The organism is Endozoicomonas sp. G2_2 (genome assembly GCF_017744135.1).
GTDB lineage: Bacteria > Pseudomonadota > Gammaproteobacteria > Nevskiales > Salinisphaeraceae > Salinisphaera.
This window is the reverse complement of sequence record NZ_JAGHQU010000017.1, coordinates 12,263-24,548: the sequence shown is the minus strand read 5'-3', so window position 1 is coordinate 24,548 and position 12,286 is coordinate 12,263. Positions and strand designations below refer to the sequence as shown.

Annotated in this window: 11 protein-coding genes; 9 read left to right on the top strand and 2 right to left on the bottom strand. The window is 65.8% G+C overall.

What is annotated here, in order from left to right; translation table 11 throughout:
- Positions 1-78 precede the first annotated feature (78 nt).
- The 8 genes from cysM (at position 79) to J7355_RS15810 (ending at position 7,093) form a co-directional block, all read left to right on the top strand.
- Positions 79-999, top strand: coding sequence for a cysteine synthase CysM (gene cysM / locus J7355_RS15845; protein ID WP_209064436.1), 921 nt, complete (start codon positions 79-81; stop codon positions 997-999).
- Between the two features lie 46 nt (positions 1,000-1,045).
- Positions 1,046-2,377: a 23S rRNA (uracil(1939)-C(5))-methyltransferase RlmD gene (gene rlmD / locus J7355_RS15840; RefSeq protein ID WP_209064434.1), complete on the top strand. Its 1,332-nt coding sequence runs from the start codon at positions 1,046-1,048 to the stop codon at positions 2,375-2,377.
- Between the two features lie 2 nt (positions 2,378-2,379).
- The gene (locus J7355_RS15835) at positions 2,380-2,853 is read left to right on the top strand and encodes a CYTH domain-containing protein (protein ID WP_209064432.1); all 474 of its coding nucleotides are present in this window, start codon (positions 2,380-2,382) and stop codon (positions 2,851-2,853) included.
- Positions 2,853-3,344, top strand: coding sequence for a L,D-transpeptidase (locus J7355_RS15830; protein WP_209064430.1), 492 nt, complete (start codon positions 2,853-2,855; stop codon positions 3,342-3,344). Before J7355_RS15835 ends, J7355_RS15830 begins: the two co-directional genes overlap by 1 nt.
- Entirely contained in the window at positions 3,337-4,398 is a 1,062-nt protein-coding gene (gene nagZ / locus J7355_RS15825; RefSeq protein ID WP_209064428.1) for a beta-N-acetylhexosaminidase, read from the top strand. Before J7355_RS15830 ends, nagZ begins: the two co-directional genes overlap by 8 nt.
- Before the next feature lie 3 nt (positions 4,399-4,401).
- A complete protein-coding gene (locus tag J7355_RS15820; protein WP_209064426.1) occupies positions 4,402-5,649 on the top strand; it encodes a mechanosensitive ion channel family protein in 1,248 nt (415 codons plus the stop codon).
- Positions 5,646-6,230, top strand: a complete 585-nt coding sequence (locus J7355_RS15815) for a hypoxanthine-guanine phosphoribosyltransferase (protein WP_209064424.1) — start codon at positions 5,646-5,648, stop codon at positions 6,228-6,230. The genes J7355_RS15820 and J7355_RS15815 overlap by 4 nt, the downstream gene beginning before the upstream one ends.
- An 89-nt stretch (positions 6,231-6,319) precedes the next feature.
- Positions 6,320-7,093: an S-methyl-5'-thioinosine phosphorylase gene (locus tag J7355_RS15810; protein WP_209064422.1), complete on the top strand. Its 774-nt coding sequence runs from the start codon at positions 6,320-6,322 to the stop codon at positions 7,091-7,093.
- A gap of 147 nt (positions 7,094-7,240) precedes the next feature.
- On the opposite strand, the gene J7355_RS15805 is transcribed toward J7355_RS15810, so the two are convergent.
- On the bottom strand, positions 7,241-7,906 hold the full coding sequence (locus J7355_RS15805) for an HAD-IA family hydrolase (RefSeq protein WP_209064420.1): 666 nt from the start codon (positions 7,904-7,906) through the stop codon (positions 7,241-7,243).
- A gap of 90 nt (positions 7,907-7,996) precedes the next feature.
- Between J7355_RS15805 and J7355_RS15800 the strand changes: the two genes are divergently transcribed.
- A complete protein-coding gene (locus tag J7355_RS15800) occupies positions 7,997-8,578 on the top strand; it encodes a TetR/AcrR family transcriptional regulator (RefSeq protein ID WP_209064418.1) in 582 nt (193 codons plus the stop codon).
- Positions 8,579-8,729: 151 nt separating this feature from the next.
- Here J7355_RS15800 and mfd read toward each other — a convergent pair whose 3' ends face one another.
- A complete protein-coding gene (mfd, locus tag J7355_RS15795; RefSeq protein ID WP_209064416.1) occupies positions 8,730-12,224 on the bottom strand; it encodes a transcription-repair coupling factor in 3,495 nt (1,164 codons plus the stop codon).
- Between the last annotated feature and the right edge of the window lie 62 nt (positions 12,225-12,286).

Genomic DNA, 12,286 nt, shown 5'->3' with positions numbered 1-12,286 from the left:
AAGGCCCGTGGTTTCGGCCCGGCGCATACCTGCTATACGGCATTAACCTGCCAAGGCCTGCACTGCTAGACTTCGCCAATGAACAGCAAGCACAACGCGTATCCCACCCTCGACCATTTTGTCGGCAACAGCGCGCTCACGCGCCTGCAACGTCTGCCGGACAGCTATTCGGTGCATGCCTCGAATACGCTGCTCGCCAAGCTCGAGGGCGACAATCCGGCCGGTTCAGTCAAGGATCGACCCGCCTACAGCATGATCCGGCGCGCCGCCGAGCGCGGCGAGATCAAGCCGGGCGATACGCTCATCGAAGCCACCTCGGGCAACACCGGTATCGCGCTGGCCATGGTGGCGGCCATGCAGGGCTATCGCATGGTGTTGATCATGCCCGAGAACATGAGCGAGGAGCGCCGCGCCTCGATGCGGGCCTACGGCGCCGAGATCATTTCGGTGTCCGAGGCCGAAGGCATGGAAGGCGCGCGCGATCTAGCCGCCGAGATGCACCGCGACGGCAAGGGCGTGGTGCTCGATCAGTTCGCCAATCCGGACAATCCGCGGGCCCATTACGAAACCACCGGCCCGGAAATCTGGAACGCGACGAACGGCGAGATCACCCATTTCGTGGCCACCATGGGTACGACGGGCACGATCATGGGCTGCTCGCGCTATCTCAAGGAAATGAATCCGGATATTCAGATCATCGGCGTACAGCCGGCGGGTGAATCCAAGATTCCGGGCATCCGTCGCTGGCCCGAGGAATATCTGCCGAAAATCTTCGAACCGGAGCGTGTCGACCGCGTGATCGACGTCGAACAGCACGACGCGGAGACGGCGATGAAGCGCCTCGCGCGAGAAGAAGGCATCTTCGCGGGCCCGTCGTCGGGCGGCAGCGTGTTCTCCGCGCTCACGCTCGGCCAGGAAGTCGAGAATGCGACCATCGCCATGATCATCTGCGATCGCGGCGATCGCTATCTGTCGACCGGGGTGTACGACAAGCCGTGAGCCGTTTTTCGATGCATTCAGCGCACGCGCGGCGGAACCGACGCGCATGAGTCGTCGCCAGCGCCGGCGCAAGCCGGCCGAACGAGGGGTAGTCGACATCGCCGACCTCGCGAGCAATGCGCGTGGCGTGGGGCATGTCGACGGCAAGGCGGTTTTCGTGGCCGATACGCTGCCCGGTGAGCGTGCCCTTTACCGGCCGACCAAGCGCAAGAAGAGTTACGAGGAAGCCAGCCTCGAGACGCTGTTTTCCGCTTCCGACAAGCGCGTGACCCCGCGCTGCGCGCATTTCGGTGTGTGTGGCGGCTGCGCGCTGCAGCATGCGGGCGAGCACGCCCAGCTCGAGTTCAAGCAGCAGCAGTTGCTGGACGCGCTCGAACGCGTCGGCAAGGTCACACCGGACACGGTTCTGGCGCCGCTGGTGGATGCGCGCTGGGGCTATCGCCGGCGCGCGCGCCTGGGCGTGAAGTATGTGCCCAAGAAGGGCGGTACGCTGGTGGGTTTTCGCGAACGCGGCGCGCCGTTCATCGCCTTGCTCGATCGCTGCGAGGTGCTGGTCGAATCGGTCGGCACGAGGCTCGCCGATCTCGCGGAACTCATCGACGGCCTGTCCATTCGCGAGCGGCTGCCGCAAATCGAGGTCGCGGCAGCCGACAACGCCGTCGCGCTCGTCTTTCGCGTGCTGGACGAACCCACGGCCGCCGATCGCGAACGCCTGCATGCTTTCGGCGCGCGTTTCGATTTCTCGATCTACCTGCAGCCGGGCAACGAAGACACGATTGCGCCGCTCGACGACGACGCGCCGGCGCTCTACTACGATCTGCCGGCCTGGAATGCGCGGCTGTATTTCAAGCCCAACGACTTCGTCCAGATCCATGCCGGCATCAATGCCCGGATGATCGATCAGGCGATCGAGCTGCTCGACGTGCAGGGCCACCACCGCGTGCTCGAGTTGTTCTCGGGGCTGGGCAATTTCTCGGTGCCGCTGGCACGCAAGGCGCAGCGAGTGGTGACGGTCGAGGGCGAGAACGGGCTCGTCGAGCGCGCGCGAGACAATGCGCGCCGCAACGGCGCCGACAACATCGAGGCGCATGTGGCCAACCTGTTCGAGCCGCCTGCCGACGCGCCGTGGATGCATGAAAAGGTCGATCGCGTGCTGATCGATCCGCCACGTTCCGGTGCAGCCGAGATGCTCGGCGCCATTGCCGCGACCGGGGCCGAGCGCATTGTCTACTGTTCCTGCCACCCGGCCACGCTCGCGCGCGACGCCGGCGAACTGGTGGGTCAGTACGGCTACCGATTGACCCACGCCGGCGTGATGGACATGTTCCCGCATACGGCACACGTCGAGTCGATGGCGGTATTCGTTAAGGAGGGGTGACGATGGCCACCGAGATCGAGCACAAGTTTCTTGTGACGGGCGACAGCTGGCGCGTGGATGCGCACGCCAGCCAGGATTTCGAACAAGGCTATCTCTGCGGCGACGGCCCCGCGTCGGTGCGGGTCCGGGTCGAGGGCAGCCGCGCAAACATGAACGTGAAAGCCGCCGTGGTCGGCAGTGTGCGCGCCGAATACGAGTATCCGATTCCGATCGAGGATGCACGCGAGATGCTGGCGAGCCTGTGCGTGGCGCCGCCGGTCATCAAGACGCGCTACTGGGTGGCGTACGGCGAGCATACCTGGGAAATCGACGAGTTCGCGGGCGACAATGCGCCGCTGGTGATCGCCGAAATCGAGCTGGACAGCGTTGATGAGCCGTTCCAGCGACCGCCCTGGCTGGGCGAGGACGTCACGGACGACGCGCGCTACTACAATCATGCGCTGGCCTTCACGCCCTACGCCGGCTGGAGCTGCTGATGGCGAACCCGCAACGCATCGAGATCGACCTCACCGCGCAGACGCTGACGCTGTTCGACGGCGACGATCACGAGGTCAAACAGTACCTGGTATCGACCGCGGCCAAGGGCGGCGGTGAGTTCGAGGGCAGCCACCAGACGCCGCGCGGCAAACACAGGATTCGCGCGAAGATCGGCGCGGGCGCGCCGCCGGGCACGGTCTTCAAGGGCCGGCGGCCCACCGGCGAAGTCTATTCCGTGGAGCTCGCGCAGGCCGCGCCGCGTCGCGACTGGATTCTGTCGCGCATCCTCTGGCTCTGTGGTGAAGAGGTCGGTCGCAACCGTTTGGGCGCAGTCGATACCATGCGCCGTTTCATCTATATCCACGGCGCGGCCGACACCGCGGTCATGGGCAAGCCGGGATCCATTGGCTGTGTGCGCATGACCAACAGCGACGTGATCGACCTGTTCGAGCGCGTGGATGTCGGAACCAAGGTAGAGATACATGAGTGAGCGCACGCCGCGCCCCGGGCCGTTGATTGTCGACATCGCGGGTACCACGCTGACCGACGAGGACGAGCGGATTCTCGCCCACCCTGCAGTGGGCGGTGCGATAATATTCACGCGCAACTATCGTGATCCGGTGCAGCTCGCCGAGCTGACGGCGGCCATGCGCACGGTACGCCCGAACCTGCTGATTACCGCGGATCAGGAAGGCGGGCGTGTGCAGCGCTTTCGTGACGGCTTCACCCGCGTGGTGCCCATGCGCGCCATCGGCGCGCTCGCCGCGCGTGACCGCGACGCGGGGCTGCACGCGGCACGCGAGATCGGCTGGCTGCTGGCTGTCGAGCTCGGTCGTGCTGGCGTGGACATGCCGCTCGCGCCGGTTGTCGACCTGGATTATGGCGCCTCCACCGTGATCGGCGACCGCGCGTTTGCCGCGCAGCCGTCGCAGGTGGGCATTCTGGCGCAGGCGTTTGGCGAGGGCTTGCACGCCGGCGGCAGTGCGGTGACGGCAAAGCATTTTCCCGGCCATGGTTATGTGGTGGCGGATTCGCACGCCGAATTGCCGGTCGATACACGCGATCGTGAGGGCCTGGCCGACGACATGGCGCCGTACGGCGCGCTCATCGAAACGGGGCTGGATTCGCTGATGATGGCGCACGTGCGTTATCCGGAAGTCGACGACCTGCCCGCCAGCCTGTCGCAGCGCTGGATCGCCGAGATTTTGCGCGGTGAATACGGGTTCGACGGCTGCGTGTTCTGCGACGACCTGAGCATGGGCGGCGCGGCCGTGATCGGCAGCTATCGCGAGCGTGCGCAGCTTGCCCAGGAGGCCGGCTGCGATTATCTGCCCGTGTGCAACGACCGCAACGGCGTGCTCGAAATCCTCGAAGACGTGCGCTATGGCGACGACGCGGCCTGCACGCGCCGCGAGGCGCTGCACGGGCGGTGCGGCCCGGCCGACGGCATCGACGCCACACACACGCTGGAAGACAACGCGCGCTGGCAGGCAGCTTGCGCACTCAACGCGCAGCTCGCGCAGGAATACGAGAACGGGTTGTAGACGATGACCGATTGGGGGTGGCTGCAGGAGCTGATCGCGGCGTACCAGGGGCTGCGCGACCAGTGGGGCCTGGCCGTGGATATCTTCTGTGTCGTGTTCGCGACCGGGTTGCTCGACCTGATAACGCGCGGCCTGCTGGCCTGGCTCGGGCGGCGGGTGCGCAAGAGCCAAAATATCTGGGACGACGCGCTCTACTACAGCGTCAACGGCCCGCTGCAAGGGGTGATCTGGGTCGTCGGCCTGTCGGTGGCCATTCGCCTGGCACGGCCCGACGAAGGCCTGGAATGGCTGAGCTACCTGCCCAAGGTGCGCGGCGTGATCCTCGTCGCGCTGTTTACGTGGTTTCTGTTTCGGCTGATCCGTTCCGCAGGGGCGAACATGCTCGCGCGCGCGGCCGGGCGCGACAATGCCATCGACCCGACGACCGCCGACGCCATCGGCAAGCTGCTGCGCATATCCGCGCTGATCACGGCCGGGCTGATGATCATGCAGGTGTTCGGCGTATCGCTGTCGGCACTGGTCGCGTTCTCCGGTGTGGGCGGCATCGCCCTGGGTTTTGCCGCCAAGGACGTGCTCGCCAACATCTTCGGCGGCTTGACGATCTATCTCAACCGGCCGTTTTCAGTCGGTGACTGGATACGCTCGCCCGACCGCGAGATCGAAGGGGTGGTCGAAGCCATCGGCTGGCGTGCGACGACGGTACGGCGTTTCGACATGCGCCCGTTGTATGTGCCCAACGCGGTGTTTTCCAACGTGTCGCTGGAGAACCCCTCGCGCATGACGCACCGGCGAATCATGGAAACGGTGGCGCTGCGCTACGACGACGCCGCGGCGATTCCGGACATCGTCGACGAGGTGCGGCGGATGCTCGACGCGGACGAGGCGATCGACAGCGATCAGGTGATCCTCACCTATCTCGACAGCCTCGGTGAAAGCGCGATTAACCTGCTGGTGTACTGCTATACCCACACCACCGACTGGGCGGAATACCTGGCGGTCAAGCAGAGCGTGCTCCAGCGCGTGCAGGACGTGGTGCGTGATCACGGCGCCGCGATCGCATTCCCCACGCGCACCATGCACGTGCCGGACGATCTGGTCGTCGCCCAGGCCAGGCGCGGGGGCGACGACGAACAGGAAGAGATTGACACCGAGAAGGTACAATCCGAGCGCAACAAGGCCATGGCGCGCGAACGCACGCGCGCGCAATCAACCCGGGGCCCGGATAGTCCCACCGAAGAAGGCGAAGCATGAGCGGTTTTGACCAAGCACGATACGACGAAGCCTGCGCGATCCGCGCCAGCGCGGACTGCCTCATCGACGAGGCCGGCCTGAGCGCCTGCTACGACCGCATGGCGCAGAAGATCACCGAGCAGCTGTCGGACAAGGCGCCGATCATCATGTGTGTCATGTTCGGTGGCCTGCATCCGACCGCCGAGATCACAAAGCGCCTCGACTTCGGTTTCGAACTCGACTACCTCCATGCCACCCGCTACCGCGGCGAGACCAGTGGCGGCGAACTGGTCTGGAAAGTCAGCCCCGGCCTGCGTCTGGATGGCCGTCACGTGTTGATCATCGACGACATTCTCGATGAAGGCCACACTCTGGAGGCAATCATCAACGCCATCGAAGCCCAGGGCGCGGAATCGGTCACCACGGCCATGCTGCTCAAGAAAGACCACGATCGTTGTGCGCCGGGCGTGCACGCCGACATCGTCGGCGCCGATATCGAGGACCGTTACGTGTTCGGTGCCGGCATGGACTATAAGGGCTATTTCCGCCAGCTGCCGGCCGTCTACGCGGTCGACGGCGACCAGCATCCCAAGCACGCCTAGCAGGTCGCGTATCGCATCGGCGCGCGCATGATCGCGCCGGTTGCCATTGCGCCTGTCGCCGATACGACTGACCAACGCTTGAAGTCCGCATGACTGAATCGACCCGCCGTGATCACGCGCCCATCGGCATCATCGGCGGCACCGCGCTCGCCGATCTGGCGGCGCTGGAAGCCGTCGAGACACATACCGATATCGAGACAGCCTGGGGCGCGCCCTCCGGGCCGCTGGTGCGCGGTCATCTGGCTGGTCGCGCCATCTGCTTCGTCATGCGTCACGGGCCGGGCCACAAGCTCGCCCCGCATCGCATCAACTATCGCGCCAACATCCAGGCGCTGGCCGATGCGGGCTGTCGCCAGGTGATCGCCATCGCGGCCGTCGGTGGCATCACCGACGCCATGCATGCCGGGCGTATCGTGATTCCGGATCAGATCATCGACTACAGCTGGGGCCGCGCGCACAGCTTCTACGACGACGAGAAGGGCGGGCTGCTCGACCATATCGACTTCACCGAGCCCTACGCCGCTACGCTGTCGAAAGCGCTTGTCGAGGCCGCAAGCGAACTCAACCTCGACCCCGCCGCGGGCGGCGTGCACGGTGTCACGCAGGGCCCGCGCCTGGAAACCGCCGCCGAGATCGATCGCATGGCCCGCGACGGTTGCGACATCATCGGCATGACCGGCATGCCCGAAGCCGCGCTCGCCCGCGAAGCGGGGCTGGACTATGCCTGCTGTGCGGTCGTGGTCAACAAGGCCGCCGGGCGTAGCGGCGGGGCGGCGATCCACGCCGAGATCGAGGCCACGCTCGCGCAGGGTATGGCCGATATCGAGCGTTTGCTGGTCGCTCTGACGCCCCGGCTCGCCTAGCGCACCTACCGTGTTCTCGCGCTGACGGCGCGGCCGGCTGCGCCGTCGTCGGTTTGAGCGCCGCCAATATGCGCGGCCATGCGGGCGACTAAGCCCGCGTGTCCCGTCAACAGATTAATGCAGCGCGCGACAGCGAGACGGTCGCTCCTATAGCGCCAGCAGCCCCTCGACAACTTCGACAAGGTCATCGCCGCGCACGTCCGGCGGCAGGAAGACATCGCCGGGTTCGCCTTCCAACCGCGAGCACCAGCCTGACGCCGCGCCGGCACGCTTGGCGCCATGGCAGTCCCATGCATGCACCGCGACCATCGCCATCCGGTCGAGCTGGCAATTCAGCGCCTCGGCGGTGTGATGGTAAACCGCAGGTGCGGGCTTCCACACGCCCACCGCGTCCGAAGTTATGACCTGATCGACGTGGCGCTCCAGGCCTGCACCGGCAAGAAACGTGCGGGTGTTGCTCGGATCGCCGACGGTCAGGCAGCCGATGGAGACCCCCGCGTCGGAAAGCCTGCTTAACGCCGGAAACGCATCGGCATACGCGGGTACGGTCGCAAACCCCTCGAGTACGTACGCCATGGCATCTTCCGACATTGACTGGCGTGTCTCGGTACGCAGCGCCTGCCGGGCGGTGGCGGTAAAGTCCGCGTTCTCGCCGGCAAGCGTCAGCGCCATCGCATCCCGCTGAAAGCGCATAAAGAACGGATCCAGGACTGTCCCAGGCTGACCGACTTCTTCGAGACGGCGACTGATCGGGTTGATATCGAGCAGTGTTTCAAGCACGTCGAAAGTTACCGCTTGGATGCGGTCGGTCATATACGCTCCGGGCTTTTGAAATGCATCAGCACTTCGCTAGTGCTAGTGTTAAACATACCGGTCGGTATGGTAAAAGGTCAAAGATTCCCGATGTGTCCGCGCACTACTTCGGCGAAGCCCGGCGCCCGTGAGCGCGTCCTGGCTGCTGCCTCTCGACTGTTCTATCAACACGGCATTCACGCCGTGGGGGTGAATGCAATCGCGTCAGAGGCCGGTGTCACCAAAGCGACGCTTTATGCTCATTTCAGCTCCAAGGACGGTCTGATCACTGAGCATCTGCGTGCGCGGGATCGGCGTTGGGAGACAGAGCTGGCGAATTCGCTTGGTACACAGCCTCACCCTGCAGGCCAGCTCGACGCGATCTTTGCGGCGTATCGCGCGTGGGCTGTCGCGGATGAATTTCGCGGTTGCGGTTTCGTCAACGCCGCTGCTGAGATCGCTGATGCCTCGCATCCTGCGCAGGCGATCGTGTACGCGCACAAGCAGGCTATGCGTTCACGCCTCGAGGCCCTTGCCGGGGCGGCGCAGTGCCCTGATCCTGCCGGCGTCGCCGAGCAGTGGTTCTTCCTGCTCGAAGGCGCGATGCTCACCGCGGCGCTACGCCGCCAGGCCGCGCCCCTGGACCATGCGCGTGAGATGGCCGAGCGGTTATTACCCGCCCACCGTGCGTGACTCGTACGGCGTGTCGGCGCATTCCCAGCCGTTATTATCCGGCTATCCGGCGGCAATACGCCTACAAGAACGGTATGGCGACCGGTTTGCACGGATCGGCTAGCGGATGGGCACGACCATCCGTATGACGGGGCCGATCGTGACTGGGCAGCTAGCGTTCGTTTACCGCCGCTTCTGTCTCGTTCAATGCCGGCGCGCCGAGTTTTTCCAGTAGGGTCTGGATGCGCTCGACCCGGGTTTCTACATCCGGCATGTCGTTGAAGAACACGAGCCGGGCGTCGCCTTCCAGGCGGTAGGATTTTGCGTCGGCCTGAACCAGCGCAATCAGACGGGCCGGGTCGATACGGCTGTTGCGTGCGAAATTGAGACGACCGACATCCGGCCCGGCTTCGATCTTGGCGATGGCCAGCGGGCTGGCCATGAGTTTGAGCCCGGTGGCGGCGAATAGCGTTTCGGTGGCCTCGGGGAGCAGCCCGAAGCGGTCGATGAGCTCGACCTTGAGCGCGCGCAGGGCGCCGTGGTCCTTGGCGGCACTGATGCGCTTGTACAGCACCAGGCGCATATGCACATCGGGGATGTATTCCTCGGGCAGCAGGGCGGTGGCACCCAGCTCGACCTCGGTAGCGGACATCAGCTCGTCCGCATCCGCTTCCGGCACCTCGCCGCGCTTGAACGCATTTACGGCGCGATCGAGCATCTGGCGATAGAGATCGAAGCCGATTTCCTGAATCTGACCGGACTGGCCTTCGCCGAGCAGCTCGCCCGCGCCGCGAATCTCCAGGTCGTGGGTGGCGAGCGCGAAACCGGCGCCGAGATCGCCGAGCGACGCGAGCGCGTCCAGGCGTTTTTCGGCATCCGGCGTCATCGACTCGCGCGGCGGCGTGAGCAGGTAGGCATAGGCGCGATGGTGAGAGCGCCCGACACGCCCGCGCAGCTGATGCAGCTGGGCGAGGCCGAACGTATCCGCCCGGTCGATGATGATGGTGTTCGCGCTCGGCACGTCGATGCCGGACTCCACGATCGTGGTGCAGAGCAGGATATCGAAGCGCCGGTGATAGAAATCGAGCATCGCGGCTTCGAGCTCGCGCTCGTGCATCTGCCCGTGGGCCACGCGAATCCGCGCCTCGGGCAGAATCGCGGCGAGATCGCGCGCCTTGCGCTCGATATCCTTGACCTTGTTGTGCAGGTAGTAGACCTGGCCGCCGCGGCGCATTTCGCGGCGTACGGCTTCCTGGATCAGCGCGGTGTCCTGGCGCGATACGAAGGTCTGAATCGCCAGGCGCGATTCCGGCGGCGTGGCGATGATCGACAGATCGCGCAGGCCGGACAGGCTCATGTTCAGCGTGCGCGGAATCGGCGTCGCGGTAAGCGTGAGCAGGTCGACCTGCGCGCGCAGGCTCTTGATGCGCTCCTTGTGGCGCACGCCGAAGCGGTGTTCCTCGTCGACGATCAGTACGCCGAGCTTTTTGAAGCGGATATCCTTCTGCAGCAGCCGATGGGTGCCGATGACGATATCCAGCTTGCCCGCGGTCATGTCCGCGAGCAGTTCGTCGCGTTGCTTGCCGGTGCGCAGACGTGAGAGTGCGGCGACCCGCACCGGCCAGTCCGCAAAGCGATCGGCGAAGTTCTGGTAGTGCTGCTGGGCGAGCAGGGTGGTCGGCACGAGCACGCAGACCTGATAGCCGGCCGAGATCGCCGCGAAGGCAGCGCGCAGGGCCACCTCGGTCTTGCCGAAGCCGACATCGCCACAGACCACACGGTCCATGGGCGTGTCGCGTTCGAGATCGCCCAGGACTTCGTCGATCGCGCGCTGCTGGTCGGGCGTTTCCTCGAACGGAAAGCCGGCAGCAAAGCGGGCATAGTCGTCGGCGTCCGGCACCATCGAAACGCCCTGGCGCGAAGCGCGCTTGGCCTGAATCTCGAGCAGCTCGGCGGCGACGTCGCGGGCGCGTTTGGCGGCTTTCTTGCGCGCCTTGGCCCAGCGGTCGTTGCCCAGCCGATGCAGCGGCGCGGTTTCCGCATCGGCGCCGGTGAAGCGATGCACCAGATGCAGGGAGGCGACCGGCACATAGAGCAGATCGCCGCCGGCATATTCGATGGTGACGAATTCGTTCTCGACGCCGCCGGCCGAGAGCTTCTGCAGGCCCTTGTAGCGGCCCACGCCGTTGTCCTGATGCACGACCGGCGCGCCGGGCGCGAGATCGGTCAGTTCGCGGATCGAGGTTTCCGGGTCGCGCTGGACGCGCCGGCGTTTCTTGGCCGGCGGGCGACTGCCGGTGAGCTGGCTTTCCGCGATGATCGCGATCGAATCGCCGTCCAGGATCGCGCCGGCTTCCAGTGGCGCGCTGGTGACCGCGATGTGCTTGTTGTAGTCGACGAAATCCGACCAGCCCTCGGCCCGCGCGGGCGACAGCCCCAGCGAGGTCAGCCAGTCGCGCAGGGCCTCGCGGCGGCCGGCGGAATCGCCGGTGATCAGGATGCGGCCGTCGAATTCGTCGAAGAAGGCACGCAGCGCACGCCCGGTGGCGACGATGTCGGCGCCCGTGAGCGCGGGTACGGGCGAGACGTCGAAGATTTCGCCGTCGTCGTCCGCGCCGTCCACCATGCGGGCAGCGGTGATGGCATCGAGACCGGTGCGCAGTCGCGCCGGGGTGACGAACGCCTCGTCGGGCGCGAGCAGCGGGCGCTCGGGGTCGACCGAGCGCTGCTCGTAGCGGGATTCGATGGACTGCCAGGCGCCATTCACGGCGGCATCGACATCGCCCAGTTCGATGACCGCGCTTTGCGCCGGCAGGTAGTCGAACAGCGAGGCGGTATCGTCGAAAAACAGATTGAGGTAGGACTCGATGCCGCCCGGCGGAATGCCGCGCGAGACATCGCGATAGATCATGCTCGCCCCCGGATCGCCTTCGAAACGCTGGCGATAGCGCGACCGAAACGCCTTGATGGCGTCCTCGTCGAGCGGGAACTCGCGCGCCGGCAGCAGGCGAATCTGGTCCAGCTTGTCGGTCGAGCGCTGGGTGTCGGGATCGAAGGCCCGGATGGTTTCGATCTCGTCGTCGAACAGATCGAGCCGGTAGGGCGTGTCTGTGCCCATCGGGTAGAGATCCATCACCGCGCCGCGAATCGCGTACTCGCCGTGCGTTCTCACTTCCGAAACCGCGGCATAGCCCGCCGCTTCCAGGCGCTCGCGAAGGGCGTGGAAATCCAGCGTATCGCCGGCCTTGAACACCATCGCACGCGCGTCGACGAAGGTGGTCGGCGGCAGCGGCTGGAGCAGCGTGTCGGCGGCGATGATGAGAATGCCGCGGCCCATGCCGGGCAGGGCATGCAGCAGCGCCAGCCGTTCGGAGACGATATCCGCATGTGGCGAGAACACGTCGTAGGGCAGCGTTTCCCAATCCGGGAAGTGGCGTACGGAGAGATCGGCCGCGGCGAAGAAGCGCAGTTCTTCCTCGAGCCGATAGGCGCGGTGTTCGTCGGCGACCACGGCAACCGTCAGCCCGGTGTGGTCGTGCGCCGCACGCGCGAGCGCGAGCGCGGCGGCACAGCCATGCAGGCCGTGCCAGCGGTCGTGGGCGCCCGGGCGCAGTGGCGGCGGGGCGAGCGCGCGCACGGTCGCGGTTTTTTCGGAGAGACTGGTCATCGCAAGGGCGCGGATTATTGCACAACCGCCGGACCGCAACGAGCCCAGCGCCTGAGGTGGAA